The 18,104-nt window shown below is 72.7% G+C and carries 13 protein-coding genes; 9 read left to right on the top strand and 4 right to left on the bottom strand.

From position 1 onward, the window contains the following. The first annotated feature begins 67 nt into the window (after positions 1 to 67). Positions 68 to 1,582, top strand: coding sequence for a serine hydrolase domain-containing protein (locus tag OG294_RS18930; protein WP_327067687.1), 1,515 nt, complete (start codon positions 68 to 70; stop codon positions 1,580 to 1,582). Positions 1,583 to 1,696: 114 nt separating this feature from the next. Here the strand turns inward: OG294_RS18930 and acs are convergent, their stop codons facing one another. Further along, positions 1,697 to 3,652, bottom strand: coding sequence for an acetate--CoA ligase (acs, locus tag OG294_RS18925; protein WP_327067686.1), 1,956 nt, complete (start codon positions 3,650 to 3,652; stop codon positions 1,697 to 1,699). 511 nt (positions 3,653 to 4,163) lie between these two features. On the opposite strand from acs, the gene OG294_RS18920 reads away from it, so the two are divergent. Together OG294_RS18920 and OG294_RS18915 are read left to right on the top strand one after the other, a co-directional pair. After that, a complete protein-coding gene (locus OG294_RS18920) occupies positions 4,164 to 4,625 on the top strand; it encodes a hypothetical protein (protein ID WP_327067685.1) in 462 nt (153 codons plus the stop codon). Between the two features lie 261 nt (positions 4,626 to 4,886). Further along, the gene (locus OG294_RS18915) at positions 4,887 to 5,861 is read left to right on the top strand and encodes a chitinase (RefSeq protein WP_327067684.1); all 975 of its coding nucleotides are present in this window, start codon (positions 4,887 to 4,889) and stop codon (positions 5,859 to 5,861) included. A gap of 150 nt (positions 5,862 to 6,011) precedes the next feature. Here the strand turns inward: OG294_RS18915 and OG294_RS18910 are convergent, their stop codons facing one another. Further along, the gene (locus tag OG294_RS18910; RefSeq protein ID WP_327067683.1) at positions 6,012 to 8,330 is read right to left on the bottom strand and encodes a SulP family inorganic anion transporter; all 2,319 of its coding nucleotides are present in this window, start codon (positions 8,328 to 8,330) and stop codon (positions 6,012 to 6,014) included. A gap of 403 nt (positions 8,331 to 8,733) precedes the next feature. Continuing rightward, entirely contained in the window at positions 8,734 to 9,786 is a 1,053-nt protein-coding gene (locus OG294_RS18905) for an ATP-binding protein (RefSeq protein ID WP_327067682.1), read from the bottom strand. A gap of 196 nt (positions 9,787 to 9,982) precedes the next feature. Here OG294_RS18905 and OG294_RS18900 point away from each other — a divergent pair, with 196 nt between their 5' ends. Then, complete coding sequence (locus tag OG294_RS18900) at positions 9,983 to 10,945, top strand: oxidoreductase (protein WP_327067681.1); 963 nt, start codon at positions 9,983 to 9,985, stop codon at positions 10,943 to 10,945. A 397-nt stretch (positions 10,946 to 11,342) separates the two neighbouring features. Here the strand turns inward: OG294_RS18900 and OG294_RS18895 are convergent, their stop codons facing one another. Next, positions 11,343 to 12,368: an HAD family hydrolase gene (locus OG294_RS18895; protein WP_327067680.1), complete on the bottom strand. Its 1,026-nt coding sequence runs from the start codon at positions 12,366 to 12,368 to the stop codon at positions 11,343 to 11,345. Between the two features lie 692 nt (positions 12,369 to 13,060). On the opposite strand from OG294_RS18895, the gene ssd reads away from it, so the two are divergent. The 5 genes from ssd to OG294_RS18870 all read left to right on the top strand — a co-directional run bounded on the left by ssd (position 13,061) and on the right by OG294_RS18870 (position 18,103). Continuing rightward, positions 13,061 to 14,182: a septum site-determining protein Ssd gene (ssd, locus tag OG294_RS18890; protein ID WP_327067679.1), complete on the top strand. Its 1,122-nt coding sequence runs from the start codon at positions 13,061 to 13,063 to the stop codon at positions 14,180 to 14,182. Continuing rightward, positions 14,179 to 15,513 carry a TadA family conjugal transfer-associated ATPase gene (locus OG294_RS18885; RefSeq protein WP_327067678.1) on the top strand — a complete coding sequence of 445 codons (1,335 nt, stop codon included), beginning with the start codon at positions 14,179 to 14,181 and terminating at the stop codon, positions 15,511 to 15,513. The genes ssd and OG294_RS18885 overlap by 4 nt, the downstream gene beginning before the upstream one ends. Beyond that, positions 15,510 to 16,679 (top strand): type II secretion system F family protein, encoded by a 1,170-nt coding sequence (locus tag OG294_RS18880; RefSeq protein WP_327067677.1) that lies wholly within the window; start codon positions 15,510 to 15,512, stop codon positions 16,677 to 16,679. The genes OG294_RS18885 and OG294_RS18880 overlap by 4 nt, the downstream gene beginning before the upstream one ends. A gap of 5 nt (positions 16,680 to 16,684) precedes the next feature. Beyond that, complete coding sequence (locus OG294_RS18875; protein WP_327067676.1) at positions 16,685 to 17,524, top strand: type II secretion system F family protein; 840 nt, start codon at positions 16,685 to 16,687, stop codon at positions 17,522 to 17,524. Positions 17,525 to 17,686: 162 nt separating this feature from the next. Beyond that, entirely contained in the window at positions 17,687 to 18,103 is a 417-nt protein-coding gene (locus OG294_RS18870; RefSeq protein WP_327067675.1) for a DUF4244 domain-containing protein, read from the top strand. Position 18,104: the final 1 nt, after the last annotated feature.

Here is an 18,104-nt window from a genome sequence, read left to right as displayed (position 1 = left end):
GTCCTCGGGTAGCTCCTCAAGTAGCTCCTCAAGTACCTCCTCGGTTCCACCCTCGGGGGCCTCCTCGGTGCCGCCGAGGCCCGTCGCCCCGCCCGTCCGCTCGGTCCCGCCGCCCCCCACCGGCCGGCCGGCCGTCCCGTACGCCGGACCGCACGCCGCAGCGCTGGCCGGACCGCTCGCCGTTCCGGTGCGTCGGGCGACCGCGAACCGCTACGGCGGCCCTGCGCCGCTGGGCATCCGCCTCGCCGGGGCCCGCACACCGGCCGGACCGGAACTCGCCGGCGACGAGGCCCTGCGGCTCGAACGCCAGCTGCGTCCGCTCTTCCAGGGCCTGCCGCCGCACAGCGGGGTCGCCGTCGCGGTGATCCAGGGCGACCAGCGCACCGTGGCCTGTCGTGGTTACACCGACCCGGCCGCCAAGCGCCCGGTGCGGGCCGACAGCAGGTTCGAGATCGGCTCGATCACCAAGACCTTCACCGCGCTGCTGCTCGCCGACATGGTGGCACGAGGCGAGGTCCGGTACGACGATCCGATAGACCGGTACCTGCCGACCGGGTCCGCCCCCGGGTATCCGATGGAGCGGCCGATCACCCTGCTCCACCTGGCCACCCACACCTCGGGGCTGCCGCGGCTGCCCGTCGGGCTGCTGCCGAGTGCCACACCGCACTGGTTCACCCGTCCGTGCGCGACCTTCGGCGTCGCCCACCTGCTGCACTCGCTGGCGCGCACGCCCGTCCGCGGGACGCCCGGGACCCAGGTGCGCTACTCCAGCCTCGGCTGCGGCCTGCTCGGGCTGCTGCTGGAGAACGCCGCCGGCGCCCGGTACGAGGATCTGCTGGCGAGCCGGATCTGCGGCCCGCTCGGCCTGCTGGACACCTCCTGCGCACCGGGCGGTGAGGTCGGCAGCGGCTACCGCCGGGGGCGGCGGGTCCCGTCCTTCCGGATCCCGGCGTTGCCCGGTGCCGCGGGGCTGCGCTCCAGCGCGGACGACATGCTCCGCTACATCCACGCGCTGCTGATGCTCGACAGTGGTCCGCAGGCCGCCGCGAGCGGCGGCGTGCCGCTGATCGGTCCGCTGGTCAGTACGGAGATCGGGCCGTTTGCCGGGCCGGTTGCCGCCCCGGTGGGACGGCCGGACGAGGTCGGCCCGGCGGTCGGCGGCCCCGCGGTCGGTGGTCCGGCGGTCGGTGGCCCGGCGGTCGGGCCGCCGAGGCCTGCGGAGCCGCCGAGGCCGCGGGCGGACTTCGCGCTGCGGTGCGCGCTGGGTGAGGTGCGCCGGCCCCGGGCGGCCCGGCGGCTGGCCGGCACCCGGGTCTGCCTGGGCTGGAAGCAGCGCCTGCTCGAACCGGCCACCGGTGCGGGCGACCCGGGTCCGGCCCGGGGCAGGCGGGGGCGCGGCGGCGAGGAGCTGGTCTTCCACGAGGGCGTCACGCGCGGCTTCGTGGCCTTCGCCGGCTTCAACCCGCAGGCCGGCACCGGCCTGGTCGCCCTGGTCAGTTCGCCTCCACCGCGTCGGCGCAGGTTCCTGCAGACCGCCTACGAGACGCTGCACGGCCTGTCCGTGGAGCAGCAGCGCCGCTGACGCAGCGCCGCCGGAAGCCGGCCGGTCCGCCGTGGACTCCCGGTGAACGCCCGAGGGCCTCCCCCTTCTGCAGAAGGGGGAGGCCCTCGGGCGTTCTTGCCGGGTGTTGCGGGGTCAGCTGTGGTCGGAGCCGGTCGGCAGCTGGGACTGGATGAGGTTCATCACGGAGGAGTCGGCGAGGGTGGTGGTGTCGCCGACTTCGCGGCCCTCGGCGATGTCGCGCAGCAGGCGGCGCATGATCTTGCCGGAGCGGGTCTTGGGGAGTTCGCTGACGACCTTGATCTGCTTGGGCTTGGCGATCGGGCCGAGGGTCTTGCCGACGTGGTTGCGCAGGTCGGCGATGAGCTCGTCGCTGTCGGTGGCGGTGCCGCGCAGGATGACGAAGGCGACGATGGCCTGGCCGGTGGTGGCGTCGGTGGCGCCGACGACGGCGGACTCGGCGACGGCGGGGTGGCCGACGAGGGCGGATTCGACCTCGGTGGTGGAGATGTTGTGGCCGGAGACGAGCATGACGTCATCCACCCGGCCGAGCAGCCAGATGTCGCCGTCCTCGTCCTTCTTCGCGCCGTCGCCGGCGAAGTAGCGGCCCTCGAAGCGGGACCAGTAGGTGTCGATGTAGCGCTGGTCGTCGCCCCAGATGGTGCGCAGCATGGAGGGCCACGGCTCGGTGAGGACGAGGTAGCCGCCGGAGCCGTTGGGCACCTCGCGGGCTTCGTCGTCGACGACGGTGGCCGCGATGCCGGGCAGCGCGCGCTGGGCGGAGCCGGGCTTGGTCTCGGTGACGCCGGGCAGCGGGCTGATCATCATCGCGCCGGTCTCGGTCTGCCACCAGGTGTCGACGATCGGGGTCTTGCCGGCGCCGATGTGCTCGCGGTACCAGATCCACGCCTCGGGGTTGATCGGTTCGCCGACCGACCCGAGGATCCGCAGCGAGGAGAGGTCGAAGCGGGCGGGGATGTCGTCGCCCCACTTCATGAAGGTGCGGATCGCGGTGGGAGCGGTGTAGAGGATGGTGACGCCGTACTTCTGGATGATCTCCCAGAAGCGGCCCTGGTGCGGGGTGTCGGGGGTGCCTTCGTAGATCACCTGGGTGGCGCCGTTGGAGAGGGGGCCGTAGACGATGTACGAGTGCCCGGTGACCCAGCCGATGTCGGCGGTGCACCAGTAGACGTCGGTCTCCGGCTTGAGGTCGAAGACGGCGTGGTGGGTGTAGCTGGCCTGGGTGAGGTAGCCGCCGGAGGTGTGCAGGATGCCCTTGGGCTTCCCGGTGGTGCCGGAGGTGTAGAGGATGAAGAGGGGCTGCTCGGCGTCGTGCGCCTCGGGGGTGTGCTCGGTGGACTGACGCTGGGTGAGCTCGTGCCACCAGACGTCGCGGCCCTCGGTGAAGGAGGTCTCCTGGCCGGTGCGGCGCACGACCAGGACGTGTTCGACCTGGGGGCACTTGGCCAGGGCCTCGTCGATGGCGGGCTTGAGCGCGGTGGGCTTGCCGCGGCGGTAGCCGCCGTCGGCGGTGATGACGAGCTTGGCGTCGGCGTCCTGGATGCGGGAGGCGACGGCGTCGGCGGAGAAGCCGCCGAAGACGACGGAGTGCGCGGCACCGATCCGGGCGCAGGCGAGCATCGCGACGACTGCTTCGGCGATCATGGGGAGGTAGATCGCGACGCGGTCGCCCTTGGCGACGCCGAGTTCGAGCAGGGCGTTGGCGGCCTGGGAGACCTCGTCCTTGAGCTGGGCGTAGGTGATGGAGCGGCTGTCGCCGGGCTCGCCCTCGAAGTGGATGGCGATGCGGTCGCCGTTGCCGGCTTCGACGTGGCGGTCGACGCAGTTGTACGCCACGTTGAGCTTGCCGTCGGCGAACCACTTGGCGAACGGCGGGTTCGACCAGTCCAGGGTCTCGGTGGGTTCGGTGGCCCAGCTGAGGCGGCGGGCCTGCTCGGCCCAGAAGCCCAGGCGGTCCTCGGAGGCCTGCGTGTACGCGGCCGCGGTGACGTTGGCGGTCGCGGCGAGATCGGCGGGCGGGGCGAAGCGCCGCTCCTCCTTGAGCAGGTTGGCCAGGCTCTCGTTGCTCAACGCGCACTCCTCATTCGAGTCTGTTCATCGTGCTTTCTTTCGCGGGCCCCCGCGGAAAGCACTGTGCTGCGGGATGTCCCTGCCAAGGGATTGTCCCGTGTGTCCCAGCGCACAGCTCACCAGGCGAAGAGGTCGGTTGACAAGGGGGCCCGGGAAATTGGTGTAGACCTTTGACTGATTGGTGATCGTCGAGGCAGATCGGCGGGCTGCGGATGCCGTCAGGTGGGAATTATGCCCCCGGTGACGTCCGACGGCCGAGCGGGCGCGTCGCCGGCCCACGGGGCATCAGCTGATTCTTGTGCGCCGAGTCTTGACGCTCGTCACCGCCGGTACTCCACTGGAAGTACCAGCTCAGGCGGCCTCCGCCGGGTGCCGGAGGCCTGAGGCCCCCGGGGTCGCCCGGCCCACGGGTGCGCGGGGCGGTGCGGAACTCTCGGGGAGTTGAACCATGGTGGAATCTCCTGCCGACCCTGCCCCGCTGCCGAGACCGGGTGACTTCGCAGTCGTCCAGATGTCCGGTGATATCGGACGACTGATCAGACTGGGCCAATGGCTCAACGGTGACGGCTTCGCCAACTACGAGCACGCATTCCTAATGATCGACGACGACACCTTGGTCGAGGCCGAACCCGGTGGGGCCCGCCGGGCCCCGCTCGCCGAGTACGGCGCGACGCGGATCCGCTGGTCCAGCGGCCGGATAGAGCTGACGGACGAACAGCGAGAGGCGGTCATAGCCGCGGCGCACCGCTACCTCCGGGTGCCGTACAGCTTCCTCGACTATGCGGCGCTGGCCGCCCGCCGGTTCCATCTGCCCGGCAGTCCGCTGCTCAAGGGGTACGTGGCCAGCACCCGGCACATGATCTGCTCGCAGCTGGTCGATCAGTGCTACCAGGACGCGGGGGTCCACCTCTTCAGCGACGGTCGCTGGCCGGGGTATGTGACGCCGGCCGACCTCGACCGGCGCATCGGCTGAGGAGCCGTCAGAGCCACTGGACCGAGAGCTGCTTTCGCGCGCTTCTCCCGTGCACCGCCGCATGCTGGTGTGGCGCGGGAGTCGCGTGCTCCCTTGACATGTTCCGAGGGCAACGCCACCATCGCAGGACCAAGGTTAGGGAACTTTACTAACCGTCGCCGCCCCCACACGTGCGACCCGCCTCCTGTCCGACGTGCGCCCTTCGAAACCCGCCGTGCACAGGACGGGCATGCCTCCTGAAAGGTTGCCATGAAGGTTGTCATGAACAAAAAGTTCTGGCCTGCCGTCCTCGCCGCCTCGGTGCTGCCGATCAGCCTCGCGCTGGCCACCGCGCCCGCTCGTGCAGCCACCGCGCCGGCGGCAGCCCCGTCGGCGGATGCGCCCTCGGCGGCGAGTGCCTTCCCGGCCCACTACGCGGCGCCCTACCTGCAGATCAGCGGCTCGGACGCGGCCGACCTCACCGCCGACCGGAAGGCCAGTGGCGTGCGCTACTACACGCTGGCCTTCCTCACGCCCAAGTCCGGGTGCACACCGATGTGGGAGGACGGCAACGACTCGCTCGGGGCGTTCACCGCGCAGGTCAACGCGGTCAAGTCGGCGGGTGGCAACGTGATCATCTCTTTCGGCGGTGAGGCCGGCGGCGAACTGGCCCAGACCTGCACCTCGGTCTCCGCGCTGACCGCCGCCTACGCCAATGTCGTCAAGACCTACGGAGTCACCAGGCTCGACTTCGACATCGAGGGCAGCGTGCTGGACGACAGCGCGGCCAACTCCCGCCGGGACCAGGCGCTGGCCGCGCTGCAGAAGAGCGACCCGTCGGTGCAGATCGACTACACCGTCCCGGTCGACCCGACCGGCCTGGAGTCGAACGCCCTCAGCCTGCTCAAGGACGCCAAGAGCAAGGGGGTCCAGGTGAACCTGGTCAACATCATGACCATGGACTTCGGTGACGGCCAGAACGCACTGAAGGACGCCGAATCCGCCGCCAACGCCACCGCGGGGCAGCTTGCCGGGGTCTACGGCGGCAGCACGGCCCAGGCCTTCGGACGTCTGGGCCTGACCCCGATAGCCGGGCGCAACGACGACAACGAGAACTTCACCCAGGCCAACGCGACCACTCTGGAGAGCTTCGCCGCGGCGAAGGGCGTCCAGGAGCTGTCCTTCTGGGAGGTCGACGGCTACGACAAGGGCGTGGGGTACGCCTACTCCAAGATCTTCAACAAGATCACGCATTGATGACGGCGCTGGGACGCTGCCCTTGGGCCCTGCGCTCGGGCAGCGTCGCGGCGCTGATGCGGGCGGATGTCGGTTCGGGCGCCGCCGGTTCGGCAAGCGCCGGGTTCGGGCGGCGCCGGTCGGGCGGCGCTGGTTCGGGTGGGGCGCCGGTCAGGCGGCGCTGGCGATCTCGCGGGAGCCGGCCACTGCGCTGAAGCGTCCGCTCTCCCGGTCGAGCACGTAGGTCTGGGCGGTGGCGAAGTCGAAGTACATGCCGACCAGTTGCAGATCACCGTCCAGGACGCGCCGTTCGACCGCGGGATTGGCCATCAGCTGGTCGAGTTGCTGCACCACATTGGTGATGCCCAACTGCTCGACCTCATCGCTGACCTGGCGGTCGGCGAACTCTGCCGGGATCCGGGCCAGCCGGGCCAGTGAGCCGCGGCCGTTGCGCAGCCACCGGGCCAGCGGGGTGGGGCGGCCGGGCTGCTCGTGCACACCGTTCAGCAGGGCCTTCATGGCGCCGCACCCGGAGTGACCGCAGATCGTGATGCTGCGCACCTCCAGCACCTCCACCGCGTACTGCACGGCGGCGGCCACGGAGTCGTCGGCGGCGCCCGGTTCGTGGGGGACGGGGACCAGGTTGCCGATGTTCCGGACGGTGAACAGGTCGCCTGGGCCGCTGCTGGTGATCATGCTGGTGACCAGCCGGGAGTCAGCGCAGGTCAGGAAGAGCTGCGAGGGCGTCTGACCCTCGCGCGCGAGCCTGGCCAGCTCGGGGCGGACCAGAGGTGCGGTGTGTGACTGGAATCCGCGCACGCCACTGAGCAGGCGACGGTGCGGATCGTCCTCCTGGTCGATGCAGCGGTGGCCGACCCAGGGCGTCCAGGCGCGGCAACGGTGCGGACCGGGGTTGCCGGCCGAGCGCACCGTCCCGTCCGGGTCCAGCACCTCGCCCTCCTGGCGGACGGTCAGCATCGTGACCTGGCCGCCGCGCGCCAGGTGGTCGGCGCGCCAGGACTGCAGTGCCTCGTAGGCGGCGTGGTCCAGGAAGGCGCCGTCGTGCAGGATCGTCACCCGCGCCCCGGCCGGTGGCGCGGCCAGCGCCCTGGTCAGCCTCGGCACGGAGAGAAAGGTCAACGGGCCGTGCGTGCGCACCTCGTAGGAGCCGTCCGGCTGGACGCTCACCTCGAGGTGGGCACAGGCCAAGCGGCAGAGGGCGAGCAGCGCGGTCGCCGCCGCGCCGGTGGCGACCCCCAGCGGGACTCCGAGCAGGACCACCCCGAGGACAGTGGCGAGGTAGACCGCGAACTCGCGGTGCCGGTAGACCCTGCGGATGTGTGCGAAGCCGACCATCTGCATGCCGACCACCATGACCAGGGCGGCCAGTGCGGCGAGCGGGATCCAGCGCAGGCCGCCGGTCAGCGCGACGGCGGCCACCAGCAGCCAGCAGCCGTGCAGCACGGTCGACCATCGACTCCGGGCTCCGGCACGGACGTTGGCCGAGCCGCGGATCTCCCCGCCGGCGACCGGGAGACCGCCCAGGAGGCCGCTGACCAGGTTGGCGGCGCCCTGGCCGCGCAGCTCACGGTCGAGGTTGCCGGGCGTGCCGCTCTGACGGTCGACCGAGACCGCGCTGAGCAGGGACTCGACGCTGGCCACCGCGGTGACCGTCAGGACCGCACCGAGCAGCGCGAGCGGTGCTCCGTGGGGGAGGGCGGCGAGGTCGTGCCGGCCCCAGGCGAGCTCGACCCGCGCGAGCCGGAAGTCGAAGAACATGGCCAGCGCCGTACCGGCTGCCACCGCGACCAGCGCGGCGGGGACGCGCTCGAGCAGGCCGCCCAGCCGACCGGCCTGCCCGGGCAGCAGGTGGAGCCTCGGCCACCCGCAGAGGATGGTGATGGCCAGCAGGCCCACCATCAGCGCCGGCGGATGCGGACCCGACAGCTGGGCGGGCAGCGCCGCCAGGTTGGCCACCGTGGAGCCCTGGGGCGTACCGCCCAGCACCACGTGGAACTGGGCGATCGCGATGGTGATCCCGACACCGGCCAGCATCCCGTGGACCACGGCCGGGGACAGCGCCAAGGCCGCCCGGGCCACCCGCACCGTGCCGAGCAGCAGTTGGAGCAGCCCTGCCGCGAGGGTGATCGCACAGGTGGCCTGCCAGCCGTACCGCGTGATCAGCCCGGCGGTGATCACGGTGAGCGCGGCCGAGGGGCCGCTCACCTGGAGCGGTGTCCCGCCGAGCAGGCCGGCCGTGATCCCGCCGGCGGCGGCAGCGACCAGCCCGGCCGTCAGCGGGGCCCCGGCGGCCAGCGCGATGCCCAGGGAGAACGGCAGCGCCACCAGGAAGACCACCAGGGAGGCGGTCAGGTCCTGGGCGGCGGGGCGGCGGTGGCGTGCCGCTCCCGGCGCCGCACCGAGGGGCGGCGCGTGGCTGTCGCTGGAGTCGTCGGTGCGCGGCGGGGGAGGGGGTGTGTCGAGGGCCATGGCTTCCCGTCCTTCCGTGGAACGGACGCGGTCTGGTCCGTTGTCGCAGTCAAGTCCTCTGGTGGTGTGGGTGATCGGCTCGGCCGTCCTGCCGCCTGGGGCGGCTGGACGGTGTGTGGGACACGCCGGCAGGCGCGGGTGCGTCGCCCCGGCAGGAGTGGCGACGCACGGACCCATCCATCTCCCGCACCAAGAGTTGGTAAACGGTGAGTAATGGAAGCTTTGCATGGCGTAAGCGTGTGCGGGAGTCCTCGGGGCGATATTCACCCCTGCGAGTGGCCTGCGGCGTTCGTGCTGACGCATGGACGGCGGGGCCGGCGCTACGCGCCCGGTGCGGGTGCGTACCGTCGGCCCCGCCGTCTGGCGCCCCGGGGCGAGGCGGGTGGGGTGGCCGGGTGCCGTGTCAGACGGTGGCACCGGCCGGGTCGGCGGCGTCCTGCGCGGCCGACACCTGGTCGGGCAGGTGTTCTTCGGCCCCGGGGTGCGGCGCGGCGGCCGAGCCCAGGACGAAGGACGGGTCGACCTGCGTCGCCAGGTCCACGCCCGCCTTGGCGTTGCCCCAACTCTCCGCGTTGCGCAGGTGGAAGCGGACGGCCTGCGCGGTGTACCGCCGCGGGTCCCGGAGCGGGAAGGCCCCGTCCGCCTCGGTGCGCAGCAGTTCCAGGACGGCCCGGTTCTCCGTCTCCAGGGAGCTGAGCGGGGGTTCGGCCCCCTGCTCCAGGCGGCGCACCCACTCCGAGTGCCCGAAGGTCGCCACCAGGTCCTCGCCCACCTCCCGGCGCAGGAAGTCCAGGTCGTCCGGGCCCTGGACCTTGTTGCCCACCACGCGCAGGTGTACGTCGAAGTCCCGCGCGTACTCCTTGTACTGGCGGTAGACCGAGACTCCCTTGCGGGTCGGTTCGGCCACCAGGAAGGTGAGGTCGAACCGGGTGAAGAGTCCCGAGGCGAAGGAGTCCGAGCCCGCGGTCATGTCGGTGACCAGGTACTCGTCCGGGCCGTCCAGCAGGTGGTTGAGCAGTAGCTCCACCGCACCGACCTTGGAGTGGTAGCAGGCGACCCCGAGGTCCTCCTCGGTGAAGGCGCCGGTGACCAACAGGCGCACCGAACCCTCGTCCAGCGCCACCGGGCGGGCGCAGCCGGCGTACACCGGATTCTCCTCGACGATGCGCAGCAGTCGGGAGCCCCGGCCGGGCGGCGTGGTCTTGATCATCTCGGCTGCGGAGCCGATCCGGGGGTTGCTGCCGCGCAGGTACTCCTTGATGGCCGGCAGCTGGGCGCCGAGGGCGGGCAGCTCGGCGGCCTGGTCGTCGGTCAGCCCGAGTGCGGGGCCGAGGTGTTGGTTGATGTCCGCGTCCACCGCGATCACCGGACGTCCTGCGGCGGCTAGATGACGGATGAACAGGGCCGACAGCGTGGTCTTGCCGCTGCCGCCCTTGCCGACGAAGGCGATCTTCATCTGGACTCCCGGCTCTCGCGCCGTCGACCGTCGCGTGGGCCCCGGCGGACTTGTTGATAATCGTTATCGTCTCCGATAGCGGTCATAGTAATCGTGGTTTGGTCCACCGCGCCGGAGGGAAGTGCGGATTGCCTCGAACGGGTGATGACGGGGTTGCTGTGCGGCCCGGACCGCCTGGGTCGTTACTCTCGGGTAGGTGAGCACTGGAACTGATCCGCTGGCCCCGCTGGCCGAGCTTCCCGGGGTGTCCGAGTCCGTCGCCGAGGTCCGCAAGGCCGTCGACCGGCTCTACGGCCACCGCGTCATGCGCCGCCGTGCGCCCGAGGTCACCGGGGAGGCCGCGCTGCGCGGAGCTCGCGCGTCGGCGGCGTTGTCCGGCGCGGACTGGCCGCTGGAGGAGGTCCGGCGGCGCAGCGACTTCAGTGCGGGCGCCGAGGAGCGCACGGTCGGTGGTGCGCTGCGGATCTCGGCGGAGGCGGGTCAGCTGCTGAGCGTCTGGCGGACCTCGCCGCTGCAGGTCCTGGCGCGGCTGCATCTGCTGGCCGCGAGCGACCCGGGCGCGGCTGCGGGCCCGGGCGCCGCCACCGCGGCGGCCGGCCGGCCGCGGCGGGCGGGCGAGTCGCCCGAGGAGCTGTTCCCGTCGGAGCTGAGCCCTGTGGAGGGCGTGGCGGCGGCCCCCAGCGATCCGCTGCTCGGAGAGTTCGAGCCGTCTGCCGATCAGGGCCAGCGGGGGGTCGGGGCGGCCCTGCCGCCCGCGCCGCCGGCGGACGAGGTGGCGGCCAGGCTCGACCAGCTCGCGCAGCTGTTGGCGACGCGGCCGTCGGGTGTCCAGGGTGGCGCTCCCGCGCTGGTGACCGCGGCCGTGGTGCACGGCGAACTGCTCGCGCTGCGGCCGTTCGCGAACTACAACGGACTGGTCGCCCGGGCCGCCCAGCGCATCGTGCTGATTGCCGAAGGCCTCGACCCCAAGGCGATCTGCCCGGCTGAGGTCGGTCTGGTCGAGCTGGGCACGGCCGCCTACCGCGAGGCGCTGGCCGGCTATGTCTCGGGTACGCCGCAGGGGCTGGCGCGCTGGATCGCGCACTGCGGCCTGGCGTTGCGGCTCGGTGTCCGGGAGAGCACGGCGGTCTGCGAGGCGATGCAGCGCGGGATGGTCTGATCGGAGGCCGGCGGCACCGCCTTCGGCAGGCAGGGGCCGGCGGACGGAGTTGCGGCGACATCCCGACTGCTGATGTCGCCGCTGGTACAACGATTCGGGTGACCATGCGTGCACCGGATTTGCCCATCAGGCGGGGATCCTGCCCGTTCGCCTGGTGCGGCGGCCCGATCGCGGGTCGGCTGCACGTGGGTGCTCGAAGGCTGTACGCGGTCCGTGGGCCTGAACTGCGGTGTCGGTCTGACCTCTTCGGGTCCTTCCGGGTCTCGCGGGCCGTGAGTCCTTTGTATCTCGGAATCAGGGCAAAGGGAACTCGAAGGGCGAATTCTTTACCTTTGCCCGATTTGGCACGAGCTGAGCGATGGTGGCCCGCCCGGTCGGTGGCCGGGCCACCCGCCGCTCAGGCGACGGGGCGCTGCCGCTTGGCGAGTTGCCAGACCAGGCCGGCGCTCAGGCAGGCGGCACCGACCGCGACGGCGGCCAGTACACCGCGGCTGGGTGTCTTGAACTCGGGCAGCCGGCGGTGCAGTTCGATGGGGCGGTCGAAGACCAGGATCGGCCACTCGCGGGCCGCGGCCTCCTTGCGCAGGCCGCGGTCCGGGTTGACGGCGGAGGGGCGGCCGACGGCCTCGAGCAGCGGCAGGTCGGTGATCGAGTCGCTGTAGGCGTAGCTGTCGGCCAGGTTGTAGCCCTTGCGTCCGGCCAACTCGCGGATCGCGGCGGCCTTGTTCTCCGCATACGCGTAGTACTCGATCTCGCCCGTGTAGCAGCCGTCCTCGATCGCCAGTCGGGTGGCGATCACGTGGTCGGCGCCGAGCAGGGTGCCGATCGGCTCGACCACTTCGGCCCCGGAGCTGCTGACGATCACCACATCCCGCCCGGCGGCGTGGTGTTGCTCGATCAGGGCCGCCGCCTCCTCGTAGATGAGCGGGTCGATCATGCCGTGCAGGGTCTCCGCGACGATCTCGCGGACCTGCTGGACGTTCCAGCCCCGGGTCAGCGCGGAGAGGTACTGCCGCATCTTCTCCATCTGGTCGTGGTCCGCGCCGCCGACCAGGAAGACGAACTGGGCATAGGCGCTCTTGAGAACGGCTCGACGGTTGATCAGGCCGCCTTGGTAGAAGGGCCTGCTGAAGGCCAGCGCGCTCGACTTGGCGATGATCGTCTTGTCGAGGTCGAAGAAGGCAGCGGTGCGGGCCGGGCCGAGTGGCGAGGGTCCGGCGACGGTCCGGGGTGCGCCGGCGTGCCCGGCGCCGGCCTCGGCAGGCTGATCGGCGGCGTCCGCCGCGATGACCGGAGCGGCCTCGGGGGGCTGCTCGGGTGTCTGCGGGACAATCGGGCTACCGCTCGGCGCGGGATTCGGCGCGGCCTGCGGCCCGGAGTTCTCGGCACCGTTGGCGATGTCGGCGTTCTCGGTGGTGTCCACAAGAACCGAGGATAGATGGCGGTCTCACGGGCGCCGCCATTCGGTGGACCCGGGGGCGTGCTGGTTTGTGTTTCTGGCCGGTCGGGTACACCATGGAAGTCACGGATCGTTCGCGACCGTGCTAACCCGGTCCGGCTCCTCCCCCCCCCGAGTCGGGCTGTGGATAGACGACCCCCGCTCTCCCCCCCGGCGGGGGTCGTCGCATGTTCAGGGCCATTCTTCGGGCCTCTGGCGGGGGGTGCCCGGCACGTGGGCGAGGGTGAGCATCCCCTCGGGCGATCTGATCGGCAGGCTCATGCCAAGCTATTTTCGTCACTCTATGTAGCTGGTCGAGTGGTACCTGCTTACGTGTTCAGAAGCGCGTCAATTTCGCTGTTGCGGACTCCTCGCACGAGTGAAGTAGGAGCCAATCGGGCGAGCGTGGATATCCACATGGCCCGGGTTATCCACAGCAAATGATGAGTCGCTGACGCAATTGGAACGAGGCGGCACGGTTGGGGCCGAGCCGAAGCCGTGGGCCCGGACCGATGAGGCACAGACCGCCGATCGGGACGCCGGCGCACGGTCGAGGTCCCATCGTCCTCGCTCGCCTCGTACCGCTCTCCCGGAGCCCGCCGTCCGACGCCTCGCGCGTCGGTCCGACGGGCGCGGCCGACGGTCCGTCAGCGGGCATCCCTTCCGGGGAGGCAGCCATGCCGGCACTCACCATCGACCAGTACGGATCGGCGTCCGACGATCCCGGCGCCGCCGGGCCCCTCATCCTGACCGAGGACGAGGCACTCACGGAGCAACTGCTCCGGCTCTGCGCAGCCGCCGGTGCCCAGCCCCAGCTGCTGGGCGGGGCACCACCGCTCCCGCGCTGGGAGGCCGCGCCGCTGGTCCTGGTCGGCGACGACCAGTCCAAGCGGTGCGCGGGGCTCCCCCGACGGCCCGGGGTGGTGCTCCTCGGCCTTGATCTCGACGACTGCGAGATCTGGGTCCGGGGCGTCCAGCTCGGCGCCGAGCAGGTGGTCTTCCTGCCGGACGCGCAGGCCTGGCTGCTGGACCGGATCGCCGACGCGGTGGAGGGCTCTGCCAGTCCGGCGCTGACCGTGGCCGTGCTCGGCGGTCGGGGCGGCTCCGGGGCCTCCACGCTCGCCTGCGCACTGGCCGTCACAGCCGCCGGAGCGGGCCACCACACGATGCTCATCGACGGGGATCCGATGGGCGGCGGGCTCGACGTCCTGCTCGGCGGGGAGAGCGCCGATGGGCTGCGCTGGCCCGACCTGGCCGGTACGCGAGGCCGGGTCAGCGGCGCCGAACTCGCCGCCGCGCTGCCGAGGTTGCACCAGATCAGCGCACTGTCCTGGGATCGGGGCAGTCCGCTGCAGATCTCGCCGATCGCGATGCACAGCGTGCTCGCCGCGGCTCGGCGCCGCGGCGGGCTGGTGGTCCTCGATCTGCCACGACATCTCGATCCGGCCGCCGCCCACGCGCTGGAGCAGGCTGACACCGGTCTGCTGGTGGTGCCCGCCGAGCTGCGCGCGATGGCGGCGGCGGGCCGGGTCGCGGCGGCGGTCGGCATGCGCCTGGCCGACCTGCGGGCCGTGATCCGGTGGCCGGGGCCGGTGGGCCTGCGGGGGACGGAGATCGCCCGTGGCCTGGGCCTGCCGCTGGCCGGCGAAATCACCCACGAAGCGGGCCTGACGGTCGACGCGGAGCGCGGCAGGCCACCGGGGGCGCGGGCTCGTGGCCCGCTCGCCCGGTTCTGTTCCGCGTACCTGGCCGCGGTTCTGCCCAGCACGTCCGTCACCGAAGGAGGAATGGCGTCATGAGCACCCGCACGACGTACACCAGGAACGACCTGGGCCGGCCTGCCGACTGGGGCCCGAGGCCGCACCGGCCGCGAGCGGCCACCGCGGCGGTGCGACGGCACTCCACCACTCCGGCCGCCGCGGCGGCGTCGGGGGTGACGGCGGCGGGGCGCGCGACGGCCCTGCTGGATGCCGTTCGGCTGAGGCTGGCCGAGGCGGGCGCGGTGCCCACGGCCACCGAGGTCACTGCCGCATTGCGCTCCGAGCGGCTGCCGCTGGGTGGCGACGACCTGCTCGAGACCGTCAGCACGCTCCGCTCGGAGCTGGTCGGTGCGGGCCCGTTGGACGCCCTGCTGAGCGCGCCGGACGTGACGGATGTGCTGGTCAACGGGCCGGACGAGGTCTGGGTGGATCGCGGCGGCGGGTTGTGCCGGGAGAACTCCGTCGGTTTTCCCGATGCCGAGGCGGTGCGTCACCTCGCGCATCGGCTCGCCACCGCGGCCGGCCGCCGGCTCGACGACGCCCGGCCCTGGGTCGACGCCCGCCTCCCCGACGGCACCAGGCTGCATGCGCTGCTCCCGCCGATCGTCAGCGACTGCACGCACCTCTCGTTGCGGATCGCTCGCCAGCATCCCTTCACGTTGGACGAGTTGGTGGCGGCCGGGGCGCTGCCGCCGGGGGGCGCCGAGTTGCTCGCCGGCATCGTCCGGGCCCGGCTCTCGCTGATGATCAGCGGCGGGACGGGCGCCGGCAAGACATCCTTGCTGGCCGCGTTGCTGGGCCTGGTCGGGCACCAAGAGCGGATCGTCATCGCCGAGGACTCCGCGGAGCTGCGGCCGGCTCATCCGCACGTGGTCCGGCTGCAGGGGCGGCCACCCAACCAGGAGGGGATCGGTGAGCTGGCCCTGCGCGATCTGGTGCGGCAGGCGCTGCGGATGCGCCCGGACCGCTTGGTGGTCGGGGAGGTGCGTGGCGCGGAGGTGACCGAGCTGCTGGCCGCCCTCAACACCGGCCATGAGGGCGGTTGCAGCACCGTGCACGCCAATACGGCGGCCGACGTGCCGGTCCGCCTCGAAGCGCTGGGGTCGATGGCGGGCCTGGACCGCTTCGCCCTGCACAGCCAGCTCCGCGCCGCCCTGGACGTGGTGATCCATCTGGTCCGCGATCAGCGGACCGGGCAGCGACGGGTCGCCGAACTGCACACGCTGGCCGAGGATCGCGCCGGTCTCGCCGCCACCGTTCCCGCGGTGGTCTTCGGCCCGGACGGTTCGATCGCACGGGGGCCGGGCTGGGAGCGGTTGGTGCGGCGCTGTGCCGAGCGCGGCGTCGCCGTGGAGCGGGGGCGGCGATGACCGGGCGTCAGGTGGATCTCGGGCTGGCCCTGCTGCTCGGCGCGATCGCGACAGGCGCGTGGGCCTGGCTGAACCGGCGGGTGCGGCTGCGGCGGCGCTTCGGGGCCCTGCTGCCGAGGCGGCCGAGCGGTCCCGCGGTGCTGGTCAGGATCGGCCTGCGACGGCTGCGCTGGTTCTACGGCTGCGGCTGGCCCCGGCCACGCTGGCTGGTGGTCGAGCTCTGGCTGCTGCCAGTCGGGTTGGCCATCGGCTACGGCGCCCGTTCGCCGATTCCAGCGGTGGCCGCGGTACTGCTGATCTTTCCCAGCTGTCGGTGGCGGGAGCGGCACGGGGCGATCCAGGAGGAGCGCTCGCGGGCAGCCGCCGTCATCGAACTGTGCGCCGCGCTGGCGGGCGAACTGCGCGGTGGCGCAACGCCCGAGCAGGCGCTGGAGACGGTGACTGCCCCGGGCCGGGCGGCTGGGAGCGTCCTCGGCCGGCTGGGTGACGAGGCGCTGGCCCGTCTGGCGGCCGGCCGGTACGGCGCGGATGTACCGGCGGCGCTGCGCTGGCTCGGGACCCTGCCCGGGGGTGCCGGGGCCTGCGCGATCGCGGCCTGCTGGCAGGTGACCGCGGACAGCGGCACGGGGCTCGCCGCGGCCCTCGACCAGGTGGCCGAGGCGCTGCGGGCCGATGGTGCGCTGCACGAGGAGGTCCGGAGCGAGCTGGCCGGGCCGCGGGCCACCGCCGGCCTGCTCGCGGCTCTCCCGGCCTTCGGGCTCCTGTTGGGCGCCGCCCTCGGGGCCCGGCCGCTGTCGGTCCTGCTGCACACCCCCTTGGGGTGGGGGTGCCTGCTGGCAGGCCTGCTCCTGGAGGTCACCGGGCTGCTGTGGACCGGGCGGATCGTGCGCGCGGCGCTGGCCGACGTGGGCGCTCCGGCCGGGGCCGTGGCCCGACCGCCGGGGCAGCGGGCGCGGCCGGAGCGACCGGGGACGGCTGCCGCGCCGCGGCGGGCCTGCCGGGCGGGTGGCGGCGGGCCTGGGGGCCCGCACACGCGGCGGCCCCGGGCGGTCCCGTCGGCCCGGCGGCGGTCGAGCACGACGGTACGGCGGCGGGGTTGCACGGGGTGGCCGACGCATCGGGGGCTGCCTCCGGTCGGCGAGGGCGTGCTGGGGGTGTCGTGGTGAACACGGTGTCGAGACTGGCCCAGGCGCTGCCGGTGCCGTTGCCGCTGGTGATCCTGACGGGGGCGTTCACGCCGGTGCTCGTGCTGGTGGCAACCGCTGGCCGATTGCTGCGGCGTCGGGCCCAGCGCCGCCGGGCGGCTCGGGTGGGGCTCTTCGGGGAACGGGAAGGAGATCGGCCGACCCGGGCCGCCGGCGGCACCGGGCGTGGCCGGCCGAGGGGCCGCTGGCGGATGAAGGCAAGGGGCGGGGTGCCGCTGCTCGTCGGCGCGCTGGTGGCTGCACTGGTGCCTGGCGCGGTGGGCGTGCTGGGGGGAGTGCTGGCGGCGGTGCTGCTGCTGTGGCGGGGGCCGCCGGTGTTCCGCTCGGGCCGCGCCGGTCGGGCGTCGGGCGAGCCGGGTGCGCTGGTGGCTCAACTTCCCTTGACCGCCGACCTGCTGGCCGCTTGCCTCGGGTCGTCCGCCTCCCCGGCGCAGGCCGCCGAAGCCGTCGCGCGGACGATCGGTGACCCGATGCGGACACGGCTGGCCGCCGTGTCGGCGGAGTTGGCCCTGGGAGCGCCGCCGGCGCAGTGCTGGCAACGGCTGGGCGCTGACTGCCCGGCGCTGGCCCCGCTGGCCCGATGCCTGGTGCGCGCCACCGTCAGCGGCGCGCCGCCGGCCGCGGTGCTCGCCGGTCTGGCCCTCTCCCAGCGGTCAGCGGCGGCTCGCGCCGCGCACACCCGGGTGCGTCGTGCAGGAGTGCTGGCGACCGCGCCGCTGGGTCTGTGCTTCCTGCCGGCGTTCGTCCTGATCGGCATCGTGCCCGTGGTCACGGGCCTGGCGGCGGCGTTCGGTCGGCGGGTGTGACTGGCAAGTCTCTTGCTGGAAGCAGCAGGTGGCGTGACGTCAGATATGAAACCGAGAACTCCTCAACGGAAGGCAGTGAGAACGATGAGTGGAACGAACGGAGCCCGTGGCAGGCGCAGGGCCAGCGCGATGAACCGTGGTGCCGGTCGGGGAGGTCCGGTGGTGACCTTCATCGCGTCGCCGTCGCACGAGCGGTCGGGAGAGGGCCGAGCGGCGACCGGTGGACTGGCGGCCGTCCGGCGCCTGCCCGTGCCGTCGGCGGTCGGGCCGACGGCCGAAGTCCCGGATGAGGTGCGGTCCCTCGGGCGACCGGGGCGGGCCGGGCCGGCGTCCGCACCCACGCACCGCAGGCCGCGGCGGCGGGTGCGCGAGTCCGTCCGCTACGCGTTGCACCGGTTCCTGCGCCTTCTTCGTCGCAGCTTCGTCGACGCCGGCGACGAAGGGATGTCGACCGCCGAATACGCGATCGGAACGGTGGCGGCCTGCGGGTTCGCGGCCTTGCTGTACAAGGTCGTGACGAGTGAGGCGGTGACCACTGCGCTGACCGAGCTGGTGAATCGGGCGCTCCATGTGGTCTGAC

Origin of the sequence: Kitasatospora sp. NBC_01302, assembly GCF_035976515.1 — a bacterium.
Classification (GTDB): Bacteria; Actinomycetota; Actinomycetes; order Streptomycetales; family Streptomycetaceae; genus Kitasatospora.
This window is presented reverse-complemented; position numbering and strand designations above follow the sequence as displayed.